Source organism: Leucobacter muris (assembly GCF_004028235.1).
Classification (GTDB): Bacteria; Actinomycetota; Actinomycetes; order Actinomycetales; family Microbacteriaceae; genus Leucobacter; species Leucobacter muris.
This window is the reverse complement of the sequence record NZ_CP035037.1, coordinates 1,818,229-1,835,521: the sequence shown is the minus strand read 5'-3', so window position 1 is coordinate 1,835,521 and position 17,293 is coordinate 1,818,229. Positions and strand designations below refer to the sequence as shown.

Below are 17,293 nucleotides of genomic sequence, written 5' to 3'. Positions count from 1 at the left end.
TCGCCGCGATCGACGGCTCTTGCGAGGCCGACCGGTTCGGCGCCGGTGGAGCGCCCGGCCTCGCTGGGGCTGATGCGCCCGGCACGCAGCGCGGATGCCGCGACGGGGGCGTACCGTGGGAGCATGATCGAGACGCTTCCCGCGCCGTGCCGCGCCCGCTGGATCGCCGTGGCCGGCGCCGCGCTGCTGCTCGCGGGCTGCACGACCACGCCCGGAGCGGAGCATCGGGGCGGCGGCGCATCTCCCGGCGCAGAGGCGGCATCGGGCGCGGAGACCGTGGCGACCGGCCTCGACGCCCCGTGGTCCATCGCGTTCCACGGGGAGACGCCTCTCGTCAGCGAGCGCGACACCGCGCGCATCGTCGAGCTCGATGCCGAGGGCGGCAGCCGCGAGGTGGCGGTGATCGACGGGGTCGTGCCCGCCGGGGAAGGCGGGCTGCTCGGCATCGCCGTGCACGACGAGCACCTCTACGTCAACTTCACCGCGCGCGACGAGAACCGCATCGAACGGCTGCCGCTCGCGGGGGAGCCGGGCGCCCTGGCCCTCGGTGAGGCCGAGACGATCCTCGACGGGATCCCGGCGGCGAGCCATCACAACGGGGGCCGCATCGCCATCGGGCCTGACGGCATGCTCTACGCGACCACGGGCGACGCGGGCGACCCCGCGAGCGCGCAGGACGCGGGGTCGCTCGCGGGCAAGATCCTGCGCCTCGCGCCCGACGGGGCGGCGCCGGCCGACAACCCGTTCCCTGGCTCCTACGTCTACAGCCTCGGACACCGCAACGCGCAGGGTCTCGCCTGGGACGACGACGGCGCGCTCTACGCCTCGGAGTTCGGTCAGAACACCTGGGACGAGCTCAACGTGATCGAGGCGGGCGGCAACTACGGCTGGCCCGAGGTGGAGGGCATCGCGGGCCGGGCCGGCTTCGTCGATCCCGTGCAGCAGTGGGAGCCGGGGGAGGCGAGCCCGAGCGGCATGGCCGTCGTCGACGGCAGCCTGTACATCGCCAACCTGCGCGGAGAGCGGCTGCGCGAGGTGCCGCTCGGCGATCTCGGGGCCTCGACCGAGCACCTCGCGGGCGTCTACGGGCGGCTGCGCGAGGCGGCGGTCGCGCCCGACGGATCGCTGTGGGTGCTCACGAACAGCACCGACGGCCGGGGCGCGCCGGCCGACGGCGACGATCGGATCCTGCGCGTGGATCCCCGCTGAGGAGCCTCGATCCTCGCCGCGCCCCGGCGTGTCGTTCCGGCTCCGGAACCGAGCCCGACCGCCGCCCGGGCCGGCCTCGGGTCCGGCTCGGGCGGGGATCAGGCGACGGATCCCGAACCCCTCGCCCGCGTTCGCGACCGCGTCGCCGAGCGCGCCCGGCGACGAGCGAGCAGCCGGGTGGCGATGAGCCCCTGGCACGGCCCGAACAGGTAGGCCAGGGCGAACGCCGCGCCCTGCGCGAGCACGATCATGGGGCCCGACGCCGTGTCGAGGTAGTAGCTCGTGTAGAGGCCGACGACGGCGCAGACGGCGGCGATGGCGGGGGCGAGCACGAGCATGCGCCCGAAGCGATCGGTGAGCAGGTACGCGGTCGCACCGGGGATGATGAGCATCGCGACGACGAGGATCACCCCGACGGCCTGCAGCGCGACCACCGAGGTCATCGCGAGCAGCCCCAGCAGGATCGCGCCGAGGAGGCGGGGGTGCAGGCCGATGGCGTGCGCGTGCGTGGGGTCGAACGCGAAGAGGGTGAAATCGCGCCGCTTCACGATCAGCACCGCGAAGACGATCGCGGCCAGCACCGCGATCTGCAGCAGATCGGCCGACGACACCCCGAGCAGGTTGCCGAAGATGATGTGCGTGAGGTCGGTCTGCGAGGGCACGACCGAGATGATCACGAGCCCGAGTGCGAACAGCGTGGTGAAGACGATGCCGATGGCCGCGTCCTCCTTCACGCGGCTCGTGTCGCGCACCGCCCCGATGAGCGCGACCGCGAGCACGCCGAACACGACGGCCCCGAGTGCGAAGGGGGCGCCCACCAGATAGGCGATCGCCACTCCGGGCAGCACCGCGTGCGAGACCGCGTCGCCCATCAGCGACCAGCCGATGAGCACGAGCCAGCACGAGAGCAGCGCGCACACCACCGAGGCGACGAGCGCGGTCGCGAGCGCGCGCGTCATGAAGTCGTAGCCGAGCGGGTCGAGCAGCAGGTCGAGCGGGTTCATGCGTCCTCTCCCGGTTCGCGCGCGTCGCGTTCGCGGCTGTCGTCGTCGCGCTCCCGATCGTCCCATGCGGGACCGTCGTCACGATGCATGACGTCGAGCCCGAAGGCGAGCGCGAGCGCGTCGGGCTGCAGCACCTCGTGGGGGTCGCCGTGCATGAGCACGCGCCGCATCAGCAGCACCGCCTCGTCCGCGAGAGCGGGCAGGGCGTGCAGGTCGTGCGTGGAGACGAGGATCGTGTGGTCGTCGGCGGCGAGCTCGCGCAGCAGACGGGTGATGGTCGCCTCGGAGCGCTTGTCGACGCCCGCGAAGGGCTCGTCGAGCAGCAGGGTGGTGGCTCCCTGCGCGATGCCCCGGGCGACGAATGCGCGTTTGCGCTGCCCGCCCGAGAGCCGCCCGATCTGCCGGTCGGCGTAGTCGGTCAGCTCGACGCGCTCGAGTGCGCGGTCGACCGCGTGCTGGTCGGCGCGCCGGGGCCGCCGCGAGACGCCGAGGTGGCCGTAGCGCCCCATCATCACCACGTCGCGCACCGAGACCGGGAACGCCCAGTCGACGTCTTCGCTCTGCGGCACGTATCCGACGCGGCCCTCGCGGCGGGCGCGAGCCGGGGGGTCGCCGTCGATGAGCACCGATCCGGAGTCGGGGCGGATCATGCCCATGATCGTCTTGAAGAGGGTCGACTTGCCCGAGCCGTTCATGCCGACGAGGCCGCAGACGCGCCCGGGTTCGACCGAGAAGTCGGCCCCGTCGAGGGCGAGCACGTCGCCGTAGCGCACGGTGAGGTCGCGGATCTCGAGCGCCGGGGCGGCGGGGGCGGTCACGCGTCGCCTCCGGTGAGACCGTCGGCGATGAGCTGCGCGTCGTGGCGGATCAGCTCGAGGTAGCTCGGCACGGGGCCGTCGGCCTCGGACAGGGAGTCGACGTAGAGCACGCCGCCGAACTCGGCGTCGGTGGATTCGACGACCTGCCGCATCGGCTTGTCCGAGACGGTCGACTCGCAGAACACGGCGGGCACGTCGTTCTGCCGCACGAAGTCGATCGTGCCCGCGATCTGCTGCGGTGTGGCCTGCTGTTCGGCGTTGACCGCCCAGATGTAGCGCTCGGTGAGTCCGGTGTCGCGGGCGAGATACGAGAAGGCGCCCTCGCAGGTGACGAGCGCGCGCTGCTGCTCGGGCAGGTCCGAGAGCTTGGCCGTGAGCTCGTCGTGCACCCGCTGCAGCTCGGCGCCGTAGGCCTCTCCGTTGGCGGTGTAGTCGGCGGCGTGCTCGGGGTCGAGCTCGCTGAAGGCCGCCACCATGTTGTCGACGTAGGTCTGCGCGCTGTGCGGGCTCATCCAGGCGTGCGGGTTGGGCATGCCCGCGTGCGCGTCGTCGGCGATCGGGATCGGTTCGACGCCCTCGCTCACGACCGCGTGGGGGACGTCGAGGTCGGCGACGAACTGCTCGAACCAGGCTTCGAGCCCGAGGCCGTTGTCGAGGATCAGCTCGGCCTCGACCGCGCGGCGCACGTCGCTCGGCGTTGGTTCGTAGCCGTGGATCTCGGCGCCCGGCTTGGTGATCGACTCGACGCGCAGGTGCTCGCCCGCGACGTTGCGCGCCATGTCGGCGAGCACGGTGAAGGTGGTGAGCACTACGGGGCGCCCGTCGTCGCGGCCCGGGCCCTCCGCGGCGTTCGCGCTGCAGGCGGTGAGCGCGCTCGCGGCGAGCACGGCTGCGGCGAGCGCCAGCGAGCGGATGCGGGCGGGGCGGGGCGAGCGGCGGGGCATGGGGTCTCCTTCACGGTCGTGCGCAAGCGCCTCGGACGGGAGGCGTCGGTTCGGTGGTCCCCATCTTAAAGTTCGGTATGCCGAACTTTCAAGATCGACACGCCGTTGCGAGGCGACACCGCGGCGGCCGCGACTCGCGCCGTATGCCTCCCGAGGCATTGAAGCCGCCGCCCGGCTTGCAATGGCACCCTCGGCCCGCGAAGGTAGAAGGGCCGAATCGTTCGTCGAACAGAGTGGAGAACGGCCATGAGCGCAACCGATCAGCCGGGGGACGGCGACGGGTCGCAGCCCGACACGGGTGCCGAGACGCCTCCCGAACAGCGATCCGGCGCAGGCGGCCGCGCCGAGACCGGGCGCGACGCGCGCCGCGGGCCCGACGCCGAACCCGCGGCCGACGCGCCGTTCGAGACGGTGGCCGAGGCCCTGCTCAGGTCGGAGGCCGAGCTCGCCGCCCAGCTGAGCCGGGTGGCCGCCGCGATCCCGTCCGATCCGAGCTTGCCGGCCACCGTGCACCTGCCGAGCTCCGTGCAGATCGCCGAGGACGACTCCGACGCCCGCATCACCGAGAAGCTGCGCAGCCATGGCGTGCGGATCGGGCGGGGCATGATCTCACCGCGGGTCTTCTGGCCCGCGCTCATCGTGATCCTCCTGGTCTCCCTGTTCGCGATCCTCGCACCGGCGCTCGCCGGAAGCGTATTCATGGCGGTGCAGAACTGGATCGTCGAGCACCTCGGCTGGTACTACATGATCATCGTCGCGGTGTTCATCGCCGTGGCGGTCGGGATCGCGTGCTCGCGCCTCGGGCGCATCCGCCTCGGCCGCGACGACGACGTGCCCGAGTTCGGGGTGCTGTCGTGGTTCTCGATGCTGTTCGCCGCCGGCATGGGCATCGGTCTCGTGTTCTACGGGGTGGGCGAACCGCTCACGTACGCGACCGTGCAGCCGAAGCCCGGGTGGGAGGGCGACCAGGCCGAACTCGCCGGTCTCGCGATGGCCCAGACCTTCGTGCACTGGGGGCTGCACCCTTGGGCGATCTACGCGGTGATCGGCCTCGCGATCGCCTACGCGATCCACCGCCGCGGGCGGCCGGTCTCGATCCGCTGGTCGCTCGAGCCCCTGTTCGGCGAGCGCGTCAAGGGCTGGGTCGGCGACGTCATCGACGTGCTCGCGATCTTCGGCACCGTCTTCGGCGTGGCGACCTCGCTCGGCCTCGGGGTGCAGCAGATCTCGGCGGGCATGGCCGAGATCGGGATCGTCGATCGAGCGAGCAACACGCTGCTCGTCGTGCTGATCCTCGTCATCACCCTCATCGCCATGCTCTCGGTGATCAGCGGCATCGGCGCCGGCATGAAGTGGCTCTCGAACATCAACCTGTCGATGGCGGGGCTGCTGCTCATCAGCGTGCTGCTGCTCGGGCCCACGCTGTTCCTGCTGCAGAATCTCACCGAGTCGATCGGCTTCTACCTGGCGAACGCGTTGCAGATGACCTTCGACGTGGGCGCCTACCAGCGCTCGCCGGAGGCCACCAGCTGGTTCTCGGGATGGACGATCTTCTACTGGGGCTGGTGGATCTCGTGGTCGCCGTTCGTGGGCATCTTCATCGCCCGCATCTCGCGCGGCCGCACCGTGCGCGAGTTCATCGCGGGCGTGCTGCTCGCACCGACCCTCGTGGGCGTCGTGTGGTTCTCGGTGATGGGCGGCGCCGGCATCTACCGCCAGCTGTTCGGCGAGGGCGACCTGGTCGAGAACGGCGAGGTGCACGTCGAGAGCGCTCTGTTCAAGGTGCTCGGAGATCTTCCCCTCGGCACCGTGTTCTCGGTGGTCGGCATCCTGCTGGTCGCGATCTTCTTCATCACCTCATCGGATTCGGGGTCGCTGGTGGTCGACATGCTCGCCTCGGGCGGCCACCCCAACCCGCCCACGTGGTCGCGCGTGCTGTGGTCGATCCTCGAGGGCGTGGTGGCGATCGCGCTGCTGCTAGCCGGCGGCCTGCAATCGCTGCAGGCTGCCGCCCTCGCGACCGCGCTGCCGTTCAGCGTGGTGCTGCTGCTCATGAGCTGGTCGACGCTGCGCGCGCTGCGCATCGACGACCGGGTGCTCGAGCGGGCCGAGCGCATCGCGCGGCTCGATCGCGTCACCGAGCACATCTCGAACGAGCTGGCGGGCACGATCACCGACATCCCCGAGCTCGAATCCTGGGTGGACGATCGCATCGACTACCGCATCTCGCGCACGAGGGGCGCCTTCGGGCGCAAGCCGACCGAGAAGCGCTGAGCGCGTCCGTCTCGGCTACCGACGCACGAGGCGCTCGGTGCTGAGCCTGCATCCGAGTGAGGCGAGCGCCGAGCGCAGGGGCTCGCTCGCCGGCGCGGACGGGATCTCGACGCGCGCGGTCCAGTCGCCTGCGCGGGCGAGATCGTCGAGCAGTGCGCCGAGTCGGGCGGGATCGGAGCCGGCGTCTGCGGAGGCGGGTGCGAGCTCGGCGATGCGGTCGGCGGACACCCAGGTGTCATCGGGGCCGGGTGAGAAGTCGAGAGCGAACCCGAGTTCGGCGGCGCGCTCGGCGAGCACCGCCGAATCATGCGTCGTCTCGCCGCGATGCGTTCCCGCTGCGGTGCCCGGTCGCTGCGAGCGCATCCAGCTCTCGGAGTACGGCTGATAGCCCTGCCCGAGATACAGCTTGCGCGCTCGGGGATTGCCGCCCATCACGTCGACGACGGAGACGCCGATCCCGGCAGCCTCGGCCTCCTCGTCGACCGCGCGCATCAGCAGCGTGCTGAGGCCCGCACCCCGTGCTGCGGGCAGCACGCTGAGGGTCTCGAGCACGACTGCCGACCGTCCGTCGAGTTCGTCGGCGTAGCTGAGCGCGTAGCCGACAGTGCGGTCCGAGCGCACCGCGAGGTGGATGGAGACCCACGGTTGCTCGTCGTGCAGTCGCCGATAGTGGCGCTCGCGCAGCGGCCAGCTCTCGCCCCGCTCGACGATCTCGAGACCGGCGGCACCGATCGACGCGTGGTGGTCGAACAGCGCATCCCAGAGGGGTGCGAGGCGAGGGATCGCCTCGCCGCCGACGCGGTCGATCTCGAACTGCCCGCCCATGGGCCACCTCCGTGCGGTTTGCTCTGCGCTTGCAGTGTACGACGCGGGGCGCGGGCGCTCAGTTCGCGCGCGCTCGCCCCGCGAGCAGCCGCGGGGCGAGCGCGGCGGCCAGCGCGGGAAGGGTCGCGAGCAGCAGCCAGGGGAGCGCCGCCGCTCCCGACCCCGCCGCGGAGGCGCCGCTCGCGCGGTCGAAGAGCCCGTCGACCGCGAGGTTGCCGCACAGCACCGCGATGCCGCCGCAGCTCGCGAGCAGGCCGAAGTACGATCCGGTCGCCCCGGGGCGGGCGAGTTCGGGCACGAGGGCGAGCGCCGTCGGGTTCGCGATGAGGTGGCCGAACGCGATCCCGGTCGCGGCCATTGTGACGAGGGCGAGCGCCGCGGTCTGCGTGAGCGGCAGCAGGGCTGCAGCCGCCAGCGAGAGGAAAGCCGCCGCGTGCGCCAGGTAGCCGATGCGGAGGGCTCGCGGGGCTCCCAGTCGTGCGCTTCCGCGCGCGAGCGGGAGCTGCAGCGCGAGGGTGAGGATCGACACCCACGCGAACACGAGGGCGACGGCCCCGGCGTCGCCGCCCGCCTGGGCCATCGCGAGGGGCAGCGCGAGGTAGAGCTGGTTGTAGGCGAGCAGGTCGGCGGCGTGCAGCGCGGCGAAGGCCGCGAATCGGCGATCTCGCAGGGCCGCGAGCGCGGTCGCGCCGCGGTGGGGCCGGCGCTCACGGACCGGTCGGGGCAACAGAGCGGCGAGCATCGCGCCGACGGCGAGGAAGAGGGCTGCGCCGGCTGCGGCGACGACGGCGAAGCCGTGGTCGAGCAGTGCCGCGCCGAGGAGGGGGCCGACCACCACGCCGACCTCTCCGGTGACGGCGAGCCAGGCGAAGAGGGATGCCCTTGCACGGGGTGAGCGATGGAGCGTCCGGGCGGCGAAGCCCGGCAGGACGTCGCTCGAGGCGCGCTCCGCGGCGGCATCGCCGACGCCCGCGCCGCGCGTCGGGGAGGCGGTGCGCCGCACTGCCTCGATCTCGGCGATGAGGGAGTTGAGCGCGGGCGAGAAGAGGGCGCCGCCGAGACCGGTCAGCGCGGTGCCCGCGATGAAGAGCCAGAGCCGGGGGTCTCCCGCCCAGAGCGCCGCCGAGAGCGCGAGGAAGCCCGCGGCGCGCACCGCGCAGCCGGTCAGGATGACCGGCCGCGCGCCGACACGATCGGCGAGAGAGCCGCCGACGATGAAGAGGCCCTGCTGCGCGAGGGTGCGCACTCCCAGCACGAGGCCGACCGCGGCGGCGCCGAGCCCGAAGTCTCCCGTCAGCACCGTCGTGAGGAACGGCACCACGGCGTAGAAGCCGATGTTGAAGAGGGCCTGGGTGCCGAGCAGGGTGGGAGTTCGAGGCGCGGCGGCGGGGCCGTGCGCCGGGACGGCGCGGGCGGGCGGTGGGCTGATTTGCGCCGCCCGCCGTCCGTGATTGATAATCATTTTCATTATGAGTATCGATACTACGCGCGGATCCACCGCTCCCGCTTCGGCGCGGCGCGCGCCGAAGAACCGCGGCGGGGCGGCGCTCGTCTCGCTGCGCGGGGCGACGGTGCGAACCGCCGACGGCCGCGCCCTGCTCGAGGTGCCGCGCCTCGACATCGCACCCGGCGAGCGCGTGGTGATCACCGGCCCCTCGGGCAGCGGCAAGTCGCTGCTGCTGAGCACGCTCACCGGACGCTGGGCGGCGGGGCTCGTGTTCGAGGGCGGGCGGCAGGCGACGTTCACCCGCGTCGGCTTCGTGCCGCAGCGGGGGCTCGACGCGCTCCACCCCCTCGCCCCGCTCGCGCGCCAGCTGCGGCGCGTCACCGCTGCCGGCGCCGATCGCGTCGCCGAGGTGCTCGTGTCGGTCGGGCTCGACGATCCCGCGATGCACCGCAGACGCCCCACCGAACTCTCGGGCGGCCAGGCGCAGCGCGCGGCCGTCGCCCTCGCGGTGCTCACCGACGCGCCGTTGATCCTCGCCGACGAGCCGACCAGCGCCCTCGATCACGACACCCGCGATCAGACCCTGCGACTGCTCGACGAGATCATCGGCGAGCACCAGACGCTCGTCGTGGCGACCCACGACGGCGCGGTCGCGGACGCGCTCGCGACGCGGCACATCCGGGTCGCCGCCGGGAGCATCGCCGAGGTGCCGCTCCGCCGCGCCGGAGTGCGGCCGTGAGCGCGGCGGTGGGCGGGGCGGGGCGAAGCGCCGGATCCGGCGTCCCCGTGCTCGAGATCCGCGAGGTCACCGCGATGCACGGCCGAGGCCGCCGCGCGAGGCGCGTGCTCGCCCCGACGAGCCTGCGCATCCACGCTGGCGAATCGGTCGCGGTCGTGGGCCGCTCGGGCGCCGGCAAGTCGACGCTCGCCGACATCGTGCTCGGCCTGAGGCCTGCGGCCGACGGCGGGGTCGCGGTATCGGGGGAGCCCTGGTGCGGGCCGTCCCACCGCCCCGAACGGCGTCGCCGTCGACTGGTGCAGGGCGTCCCGCAGGATCCAGCGGCCTCCTTCGCGCCCCGATCCACAGTCCGGCGCTCCATCGAGCAGGCGCTGCGCAGACTCACCGGCGCGGCCGGCGGCGACGCGGAGGCGATGATCCGCCGCGCCGCCGAGCTCGCCCACCTCGACCTCGGCCTGCTCGACCGCCGGCCCGCCGAACTCTCGGGCGGGCAGGCCCAGCGCGCCGCGATCGCGCGCGCCCTCGCGGTCGAACCGGCCGTGCTCGTCGCCGACGAGCCGACCAGTGCGCTCGACCCCGAGACCGCGCTCTCGGTCTCGACCGCGCTGCTCGCCGGCGTCGAAGCGGCCCGCATCGGCATGCTACTCGTCACCCACGACCCGGAGCTCGCCGCGCGCTGCTCCCGCACAACGACGATCGTCGCGCCTCCCGCGCCATGACCGCCCACGTACACGACCCCAACGGACAGGACCCTCGATGACCGTCTCCCGACCCCGACCCCGGCCCCGATCCCGCGCTCTGGCGCTGGCCGCGATCCCGCTCGCGGGGCTGCTCGCGCTCTCCGGCTGCTTCTCCGGCGCCGCAGGCGGCCACCGCGGCACCGACGACCGCATCTCGGTCGCCCACATGCAGCCGCCGCGCTCCGGCCTCAGCCCCCTCAGCGACGATGCGTTCAAGCTCTCCCGCTGGTCGGCCTCCGAGACGCTCGTCGTGCTCGACGAGCTCGGCGAAGCCCTGCCCGGCCTCGCCTCCGAGTGGGAGCGCGACGGCGAGCTGACGTGGCGGTTCACGATCCGCGACGGGGTGACGTTCCACAACGGCCAGGCGCTCACCCCGGCCTCCGTGGTCAACTCCCTGCAGCACGCGATCGACGCGACCCCCGTGCCGCGCATCCTCGACGGCGTCGAGCTGACCGTGAGCGCCGAGGGCGAGCACGGCGTCACCATCGAGACGGCCGAACCCGACCCGCTGCTGCCGCACCGCCTGTCGAGTCCCCAGCTCGCGATCTTCGACGACGCCGCCTACACCGAGAACGGGGTGAACCCCGTGGGCACCGGCACCGGGCCGTTCGAGATCGTCGACGTCGACGGCGTCTCGGGCGCGACCCTCGACCGCTACGAGGACTACTGGGGCGACCCCGCCCTCGCGAGCGGCATCGACGTGACGTTCGTGCCCGACGGCACGGCACGGTCGGCGGCCCTGCGCACCGGCGAGGCCGACGTCGTCGAGGCGATCCCCGCCGGCCAGGCGGCGTCGGTCGACCAGGATCTCATCACCGAGGTGCCGATGCCGCGCACCAACACGCTGTACCTGAACACCGAGAGCGGTCCCTTCGCCGACCCCGCCGTGCGAGCCGCCGCGCGCGAGGCCATCGACCGCGCAGCCATCGTAGACTCGGTGTACGAGGGTCGCGCCGACGTCGCGTCGGGCCTGCTCGGCCCCGCGCTGCCGTACGCCGCCGACCTGCGCGACGACGCCGGCTACCGCGAACGGCTCGACGGCCGAGCCGAGGCCGCCCGGGTCGACGGCGTGAAGATCACGCTGGGGACCTTCACCGACCGGGCCGAGCTGCCCGAGGTCGCCGTGATGCTCGAGCAGCAGCTCGAAGCGGTCGGCTTCGACGTGCAGCAGGACGTGCGCGAGTACCAGTACATCGAGGCCGACGCCCTCGACGGCGCCTTCGACGCGTTCATCCTCTCCCGGGCCACCGTGCTCGACTCCGGCGACCCCGTCGCCTACCTCGCCTCCGACTTCACCTGCGACGGCGGCTTCTCGATCTCCCAGCTCTGCGCGCCCGAGGTCGACGAGGCGATCCGCATCGCCTCCGAGACCGAGGCCGGGGAGGAGCGTCAGCGCGCCATCATGCTCGCCGAGGCGAGCGTGCTCGGCACCGACGCCGCGATCCCGCTGCTGCACGAGCGGGTGATCCAGGGAGAGTCGTCGCGCGTGCACGAGGCCGCCCGCGACCCGCGCGAGCGCATCCTCATCACCGCCGACACCCACCTCGATGCCGAGTAGTCCGACCAGGGTGCGAAAGGAGGGCGACCGTGCGGCACAGTAGTGCGCTCGGGCTCGTCTCGCGCGTGCTCAGCGGGGTCGTGCTGCTGCTCGTCGCCGGGGCACTGCCCTGGTTGTCGCGGCTCGACCCCGCGGCCGCCGTGCTGCGAGCCCGCTACGCCGAGCTCGAACCCACCCCCGAAGCGCTCGCCGCCATCCGCCAGGAGCTCGGGCTCGACGGCGGGCCGCTCGCCACGAGCCTGCGCTGGTGGTCGGGTGTGCTGCGCGGAGACCTCGGCACCTCGTGGGTGAGCGGCGGCGAGATCGGGCCCGGCGTGTGGCACGCCCTCGGCGCCTCGGCGACGCTCACCCTGTTCGCCACCGTCGTGGCGCTCGTCGTCGCGGCCGCCCTCGTCGCGCCCGCCGCCCTCCGGGTGCTGCGGGATCAGCCGCAGCGGGGCTCCGGGCCCCTCGGGGTGGCTCTGACGGCGCTCCCCGAGTTCCTGCTGGCGAGTGCGCTGCTGGTGGTGGTGGCGGTGCAGCTGCAGTGGCTGCCGCCCTACGGCTGGACGGGCCTCGACACCGCGGTCCTGCCGTCCCTCTCACTCGGCATCCCGGCAGGCGGCCTCCTCGGCCGCCTGCTCTCCGACGCCGTCTCGGGCGTCGCCGAGGAGCGCTGGGTGAACGTCTGGCGACTCGCAGGCGCACCGGCTCGGGTGATTCTGGCCGGGGTGCTGCGGCGCGCGGCGGCGGCCGTCGTCGACCAGCTGGGGCTCGTGTTCATCGGCCTGCTCGGCGGTGCCGTGGCCGTCGAACAGGTCTTCGCGATCCCGGGCCTCGGCCGCTACCTGCTCGGCTCGGCGAACGCGCAGGATCTGCCGGCGCTGCAGGCCGGTGTGCTGCTCATGGCGCTGGCGGCCGTGCTCGTCGGGGTGCTGGCCTCGCTCGCGAGGCGCCTGCTGCGCGGCGGACCGCTGCCCGCCGGATCGCTGCCGCCACCGCCCGAGGCGCGCGGCGAAGGCCATGCGGCCCGCTGGACGGCGGCGATCGCGGCGGGCCTGCTGCTCGCCATCCTGGCCTTCGGGCTGCCGCGCGACCCCTACACGATCGCGCACGCCCGCCTCGCTCCGCCCAGCCTCGAGCTGCCCTTCGGCGCCGACGCCAGCGGGCGCGACCTGCTCGCGCGCGTCGCCCACGGCACGATCGGCACCCTCACCCCGGCGTTCCTGATCGTGCTGCTCGCGATCGTGGTGGGCCTGCTGCTCGCCGTGCTCGGCGAGGTCGCACGCGGGCCCGCGGAGATCGCCAACGCGACGCCCCCGATCCTCGCGGGCGTCATCATCGCCGCGCTGCTCGGCCCCTCGGTCGGGGGAGCCGCGCTCGCGGTGCTCTGGGTGACCTGGCCGCCGCTCACCACGCACGCGGCGGCGCTCATCGACGAGGCGCTGGCCCTGCCGCACATCAGGTGGTTGCCGCTCGCCGGGGTGACGAGCCTCGAGATCTGGCTGCGCCACGTGCTGCCCGCCGCCGTGCTGCCGCTGCTGCGCCACGGCATGCTGCGGCTGCCGGGCGTCGCCCTCGCCCTCGCCGCCCTCGGTTTCCTCGGCCTCGGCGCGCAGCCGCCGCTGCCCGAGTGGGGCCTGCTGCTCTCGGAGGGCATCGACTACGTCGAGCGCGCCCCGTGGACCACGGTCGCACCGGCGATCGCGCTGATCCTCACCTCGGTGTTCGCGGTGGCGCTCGCCGGGCTGCGCCGCACGCGCCGCACGCGCTCAGCCGCGGCGCCGAGGCCCACCGAGCGCGAGGACGCGGAGGTGTCGACCCCCGCCGCAGCGGTGTGACGGGCGCGGGCGGATCGGCGATCCGCCCGCTACATCCACTTCTTCAGCTTGAAGATCACGTACAGCAGTGCCGCGAACCCGACCATCCCGCCCACGGCGAGCGGATACCCCGCCGCCCAGTGCAGTTCGGGCATCAGGTCGAAGTTCATGCCGTAGACCGCTGCGATGAGCGTGGGGGCGAAGAGGATCGCGGCCCAGCCCGAGATCTTCTTCATGTCCTCGTTCTGGCGCTGCGCCACGAGCGTGGCGTTCACGTTGAGGATCTGCGAGAGCGCGTCGCGCAGCTCGGTGGTCTCGGTCACCACGCGCGTGAGGTGATCGGAGACGTCCTGCAGGTAGGCCTGCAGGGCGTCGGGGATCGCGTACTTGTCGGCACCCTGCTGCAGCTTGTGCAGCACCCGCGTGAGGGCGGCGGTCGCGTGCAGCACGTCGATCACCTCCTGGCTGAGGTGGTAGATGCGCTCGGCGGCCGCCGCGTCGCCGCTGAACACCTGCCGCTCGATCTGCTCCTTGTCGGTCTGCACGCCGTCGAGCACGGGAAAGTAGCCGTCGACGGTCGCGTCGAGCAGCTGATAGACCATCCCCTCGGGGCCGAGGCGCAGCAGCTGCTCGTTCCCGAGCAGCAGCGCGCCGCTGCCGAGCGTGGCGTTCTGCGACGCGTCGATGCCGGCGGCGACCTCGGTGCCGTCGATGAGGCGACCGTCCTGGCAGACGATCACGAGCGCGCGGGGGCGCACGAGCAGGTGGAACTCGCTGAACTCCACCTCCTCGCTCTCGTCGATGTAGCGGGCCGATCGCAGCACGAGGAACAGCACGTCGCCGTAGCGCTCGAGCTTGGGTCGCTGCCCGGCGTGCAGCAGATCCTCGACCAGCAGCGGGTGCAGCTGCCACGCCGAGGCCAGTTCGGCGATGCCCTCGGGGTCGGGCGTGGCCATCACGGTCAACGCCATGTGCGACGGATCGGCCCGCGTGAAGGCGAGCGACTCGGCGGGCGGCACGTCGGCGGCGAGCTGCTGCGGGCGGCCGTCGACGATGCGGCGGGTGAGGGTCGGAGCCGCGACGGGGGCCGCCGCGGTCGCTCCCCGCGCGCTCTGCCGAACCGCGCGCTTCGCTCGCTGCCGTGCCATGTCAGCCCCCTCCGTCGAACCGTTTGGCAGTGTATCCCAGGCGGGGCCGAGGCCCGGGCCGTGTCTCGCTCGGGATCGGCGCTCAGTCGGCGAGCGCCGACGCGATGGCCCGTTCCACGGTGGGGTGCTCGAATTCGAAGCCCGTTCCCTCGAGCACGGTGGGCAGCACGCGGGCGTCCGCGAGCAGCAGCGAGTCGGCGGCGTCGCGGCCCAGCCCGAGCCGCAGCGCCCACGGGGGCGCGGGCAGCAGGAAGGGGCGGCGCATCTGCCGGGCGAGCTCCCGCCCGATGTCGTTCGCCGAGGCCGGGATCGGCCCGCAGAGATTCGCGGGGCCCTCGACGTCGGCGGCGATGAGGTGGCGGATCGCCCGCACCTCGTCGTCGAGCGAGATCCAGGGCCACAGCTGCGTGCCGGCGCCCAGGGGACCGCTCAGCCCCAGTCGTGTGAGGGCGAGCAGCGGCTTCAGCACGCCCTCGGCGTGCAGCAGGGGAGCGGTGCGCAGCAGCACGACGCGGGTTTCGGGTCCCGCGGCGAGGGCCTCCCGCTCCCACGCCGCGCACAGCTCGGCGAGGAAGGTCTCGCCCGCCGCGCTCGCCTCATCGAGGGTCTCGCCGGGGCGATCGCCGTAGTACCCCACCGCCGAGGCGCAGAGGAACGCCGGGGCGCCGGAACCGAGACGGCGCAGAGCCGTCGCGAGCGTGCGGGTCGGGATCAACCGTGACTCCCGGAGAGTGCGGCGGTAGGGAGCCGTCCAAGGCAGGCGGCCGATGCTCGCCCCGTTGAGGCAGACCACCGCGTCGGCGCCGTCGAGCACTGCGGGGTCGAGCGCGCCGCCGTCGGTGAGCCACTCGACCTCGTGCGGGCCGCGGGGCGGGCGCCGCACCAGATGCGTGACCCGGCGCCCCTCCGCCTGCAGCAGCCAGGTGAGCGCCCCGCCGATCAGACCGGATCCGCCCGCGATCACCACGTGCCCGCTCATGAGCCGCCCCCTCTGCTGCCACGGCGGCGGCCCGGCACACCATGTGCGAGTCGCTGCCGCGTTCGTGCTCCCGATCCTAGGGTGCGCCGCCGGGTACCACCAGGAGCACGAGGCTCATGAGAGACGGGCTTCGTCGCGCGGAACGTCCACGCCGCCACCCTGAGTGCGCGGTGAGGAAGCGGGCGTAGCCTCGGGGCATGCGCATCGAAGCCCAGCCCGAAGACCGCCCAGCGGAGCCCGGCGGAGTGCGGGCGCCCGCGGCTGCTCGGCCGTTCGCCCCGCCCCTCGGCGCCGCCTTCGCCGAGCGTCTGCCCGAACGGGCGCTGCCCTGGAACGCGATGCGGCCCGAGCGCCCCGCGATCCTCGCCCTCAACGAGAGCCTCGCACGAGAGCTGGGGCTCGACCCCGAGCGGCTGCGCGACGAACCCGGTGCGCGCTGGCTGATCGGCAACGACCCCGCCGAGGGCAGCCGGCCCGTCGCGCAGGTCTACGCCGGGCACCAGTTCGGCGCCTACTCGCCCAGACTCGGCGACGGCCGCGCGCTGCTGCTCGGCGAGATCGCCGACACCCGGGGACGGGTGCGGGACCTGCACCTGAAGGGATCCGGCCGCACCCCCTTCGCGAGAGGAGCCGACGGATTCGCCGCCGTCGGTCCCATGCTGCGCGAGTACCTGATGGGGGAGGCCATGCACGCGCTCGGCATCCCCACCACCCGGGCCCTCGCCGTCGTCGCGACCGGCCGACGCGTGGTGCGCGACGAAGCGCTCGACGTGCTGCCGGGCGCCGTGCTCGCACGCGTCGCGAGCAGCCACCTGCGCGTCGGCACGTTCCAGTACGCGCGCTCGCTCGGCGACCCCGAGCTGCTCCGCCGCCTCGCCGACTTCGCCATCGAGCGGCACTTCCCGGAGCTCGCGGCCGGCGAGACGCCCTACCTCGGGCTGCTCGAAGCGGTGATCGACGTGCAGGCGAGGCTCGTCGCCTCGTGGATGCTCGTCGGCTTCGTGCACGGCGTCATGAACACCGACAACATGACGATCTCGGGCGAGACCATCGACTACGGGCCGTGCGCCTTCATGGACGCCTACGACCCCGCCACGGTGTTCAGTTCCATCGACCACCGCGGCCGCTACGCCTACGGCGCGCAGCCCGCCGTCGCCGGGTGGAACCTCACCCGCTTCGCCGAGACCCTGCTGCCGCTGCTCTCCGACGACCCAGCCGAGGCCGAACGGCAGGCCGTCGGCGCGCTGCAGGGCTTCGGGGGCGCCTACGACGCCGCGTGGACCGCGGGCATGCGGGCCAAGCTCGGGCTCGGCGACGCCCGCGGAGCCGACCCGACGGCCGACGAAGAGACCGTGGCCGCGCTCGCCGCAGAGCTGCTGCACGAGCTGCACGAGGGCCGGATCGACTACACGCGCGCGTTCCGGGCGCTCGCCGAGACCGCGCGCGGGGTCGCGGCCACCGGGTACGCCGAGCTGCTCGGGGAGCGAAGCCCCGGCCCGTGGCTGGAGCGGTGGCTCGCGCTCGGCCCCGATCCGACCGCGATGGACGCGACGAACCCCGTCTACATCGCGCGCAACCACCTCGTCGACGAAGCGCTCGTCGCGGCCACCGAGGGCGACCTCGCGCCGTTCGAGGCGATCCTCGACGCGGTCGCGCGCCCGTTCGAGCCGCGTCAGGGTCTCGAACGGTACGCTCAACCGGGCCCTCCGGGCCGCCCGCACGTCACCTACTGCGGCACGTAGGCCTGCGCCGACCCCTCCCGACCGCCCGGATCCGTCGCGCCCGTCCCGACCGCCCGCGCCCGTCCCG

The 17,293-nt window shown here is 73.4% G+C and carries 14 protein-coding genes; 7 read left to right on the top strand and 7 right to left on the bottom strand.

From position 1 onward, the window contains the following. The first annotated feature begins 123 nt into the window (after positions 1–123). Entirely contained in the window at positions 124–1,209 is a 1,086-nt protein-coding gene (locus Leucomu_RS08620; protein ID WP_128386967.1) for a PQQ-dependent sugar dehydrogenase, read from the top strand. Positions 1,210–1,307: 98 nt separating this feature from the next. Here the strand turns inward: Leucomu_RS08620 and Leucomu_RS08615 are convergent, their stop codons facing one another. From Leucomu_RS08615 to Leucomu_RS08605, 3 genes are read right to left on the bottom strand one after another with little or no spacing between them, the layout of a single operon-like run. Next, positions 1,308–2,213, bottom strand: a complete 906-nt coding sequence (locus Leucomu_RS08615; protein WP_128386966.1) for a metal ABC transporter permease — start codon at positions 2,211–2,213, stop codon at positions 1,308–1,310. Beyond that, positions 2,210–3,031: a metal ABC transporter ATP-binding protein gene (locus Leucomu_RS08610; protein ID WP_128386965.1), complete on the bottom strand. Its 822-nt coding sequence runs from the start codon at positions 3,029–3,031 to the stop codon at positions 2,210–2,212. Before Leucomu_RS08610 ends, Leucomu_RS08615 begins: the two co-directional genes overlap by 4 nt. Then, a complete protein-coding gene (locus Leucomu_RS08605; protein WP_128386964.1) occupies positions 3,028–3,975 on the bottom strand; it encodes a metal ABC transporter substrate-binding protein in 948 nt (315 codons plus the stop codon). The genes Leucomu_RS08610 and Leucomu_RS08605 overlap by 4 nt, the downstream gene beginning before the upstream one ends. 246 nt (positions 3,976–4,221) lie before the next feature. Between Leucomu_RS08605 and Leucomu_RS08600 the strand changes: the two genes are divergently transcribed. Beyond that, positions 4,222–6,249: a BCCT family transporter gene (locus Leucomu_RS08600; protein ID WP_128386963.1), complete on the top strand. Its 2,028-nt coding sequence runs from the start codon at positions 4,222–4,224 to the stop codon at positions 6,247–6,249. A 15-nt stretch (positions 6,250–6,264) separates the two neighbouring features. On the opposite strand, the gene Leucomu_RS08595 is transcribed toward Leucomu_RS08600, so the two are convergent. Together Leucomu_RS08595 and Leucomu_RS08590 are read right to left on the bottom strand one after the other, a co-directional pair. Further along, the gene (locus tag Leucomu_RS08595; protein WP_128386962.1) at positions 6,265–7,074 is read right to left on the bottom strand and encodes a GNAT family N-acetyltransferase; all 810 of its coding nucleotides are present in this window, start codon (positions 7,072–7,074) and stop codon (positions 6,265–6,267) included. A 58-nt stretch (positions 7,075–7,132) separates the two neighbouring features. Further along, positions 7,133–8,536 (bottom strand): MFS transporter, encoded by a 1,404-nt coding sequence (locus Leucomu_RS08590; protein ID WP_164884530.1) that lies wholly within the window; start codon positions 8,534–8,536, stop codon positions 7,133–7,135. Between the two features lie 7 nt (positions 8,537–8,543). Between Leucomu_RS08590 and Leucomu_RS08585 the strand changes: the two genes are divergently transcribed. From Leucomu_RS08585 to Leucomu_RS08570, 4 genes are read left to right on the top strand one after another with little or no spacing between them, the layout of a single operon-like run. Then, on the top strand, positions 8,544–9,260 hold the full coding sequence (locus Leucomu_RS08585) for an ATP-binding cassette domain-containing protein (protein ID WP_017884606.1): 717 nt from the start codon (positions 8,544–8,546) through the stop codon (positions 9,258–9,260). After that, positions 9,257–9,979 carry an ATP-binding cassette domain-containing protein gene (locus Leucomu_RS08580; RefSeq protein ID WP_323368287.1) on the top strand — a complete coding sequence of 241 codons (723 nt, stop codon included), beginning with the start codon at positions 9,257–9,259 and terminating at the stop codon, positions 9,977–9,979. Before Leucomu_RS08585 ends, Leucomu_RS08580 begins: the two co-directional genes overlap by 4 nt. 37 nt (positions 9,980–10,016) lie before the next feature. Beyond that, on the top strand, positions 10,017–11,558 hold the full coding sequence (locus Leucomu_RS08575) for an ABC transporter substrate-binding protein (RefSeq protein WP_128386960.1): 1,542 nt from the start codon (positions 10,017–10,019) through the stop codon (positions 11,556–11,558). A gap of 29 nt (positions 11,559–11,587) precedes the next feature. Then, positions 11,588–13,378: an ABC transporter permease subunit gene (locus tag Leucomu_RS08570; RefSeq protein WP_128386959.1), complete on the top strand. Its 1,791-nt coding sequence runs from the start codon at positions 11,588–11,590 to the stop codon at positions 13,376–13,378. Positions 13,379–13,407: 29 nt separating this feature from the next. Here the strand turns inward: Leucomu_RS08570 and Leucomu_RS08565 are convergent, their stop codons facing one another. Both Leucomu_RS08565 and Leucomu_RS08560 read right to left on the bottom strand, forming a co-directional pair. Then, positions 13,408–14,505, bottom strand: coding sequence for a magnesium and cobalt transport protein CorA (locus Leucomu_RS08565; protein WP_128386958.1), 1,098 nt, complete (start codon positions 14,503–14,505; stop codon positions 13,408–13,410). A gap of 82 nt (positions 14,506–14,587) precedes the next feature. Next, positions 14,588–15,484 (bottom strand): TIGR01777 family oxidoreductase, encoded by an 897-nt coding sequence (locus Leucomu_RS08560; protein ID WP_128386957.1) that lies wholly within the window; start codon positions 15,482–15,484, stop codon positions 14,588–14,590. Positions 15,485–15,681: 197 nt separating this feature from the next. Here Leucomu_RS08560 and Leucomu_RS08555 point away from each other — a divergent pair, with 197 nt between their 5' ends. After that, a complete protein-coding gene (locus tag Leucomu_RS08555; protein WP_128386956.1) occupies positions 15,682–17,226 on the top strand; it encodes a protein adenylyltransferase SelO in 1,545 nt (514 codons plus the stop codon). The last annotated feature ends 67 nt before the right edge of the window (positions 17,227–17,293 follow it).

What these genes read in the sequence shown, in the direction of transcription:
- Leucomu_RS08620 (WP_128386967.1), top strand. Translation starts at nt 124, where the DNA reads ATGATCGAGACGCTTCCCGCGCCGTGCCGCGCCCGCTGGATCGCCGTG.
- Leucomu_RS08615 (WP_128386966.1), bottom strand. Translation starts at nt 2,213, where the DNA reads ATGAACCCGCTCGACCTGCTGCTCGACCCGCTCGGCTACGACTTCATG.
- Leucomu_RS08605 (WP_128386964.1), bottom strand. Translation starts at nt 3,975, where the DNA reads ATGCCCCGCCGCTCGCCCCGCCCCGCCCGCATCCGCTCGCTGGCGCTC.
- Leucomu_RS08600 (WP_128386963.1), top strand. Translation starts at nt 4,222, where the DNA reads ATGAGCGCAACCGATCAGCCGGGGGACGGCGACGGGTCGCAGCCCGAC.
- Leucomu_RS08595 (WP_128386962.1), bottom strand. Translation starts at nt 7,074, where the DNA reads ATGGGCGGGCAGTTCGAGATCGACCGCGTCGGCGGCGAGGCGATCCCT.
- Leucomu_RS08590 (WP_164884530.1), bottom strand. Translation starts at nt 8,536, where the DNA reads ATGATTATCAATCACGGACGGCGGGCGGCGCAAATCAGCCCACCGCCC.
- Leucomu_RS08585 (WP_017884606.1), top strand. Translation starts at nt 8,544, where the DNA reads ATGAGTATCGATACTACGCGCGGATCCACCGCTCCCGCTTCGGCGCGG.
- Leucomu_RS08575 (WP_128386960.1), top strand. Translation starts at nt 10,017, where the DNA reads ATGACCGTCTCCCGACCCCGACCCCGGCCCCGATCCCGCGCTCTGGCG.
- Leucomu_RS08565 (WP_128386958.1), bottom strand. Translation starts at nt 14,505, where the DNA reads ATGGCACGGCAGCGAGCGAAGCGCGCGGTTCGGCAGAGCGCGCGGGGA.
- Leucomu_RS08560 (WP_128386957.1), bottom strand. Translation starts at nt 15,484, where the DNA reads ATGAGCGGGCACGTGGTGATCGCGGGCGGATCCGGTCTGATCGGCGGG.
- Leucomu_RS08555 (WP_128386956.1), top strand. Translation starts at nt 15,682, where the DNA reads ATGCGCATCGAAGCCCAGCCCGAAGACCGCCCAGCGGAGCCCGGCGGA.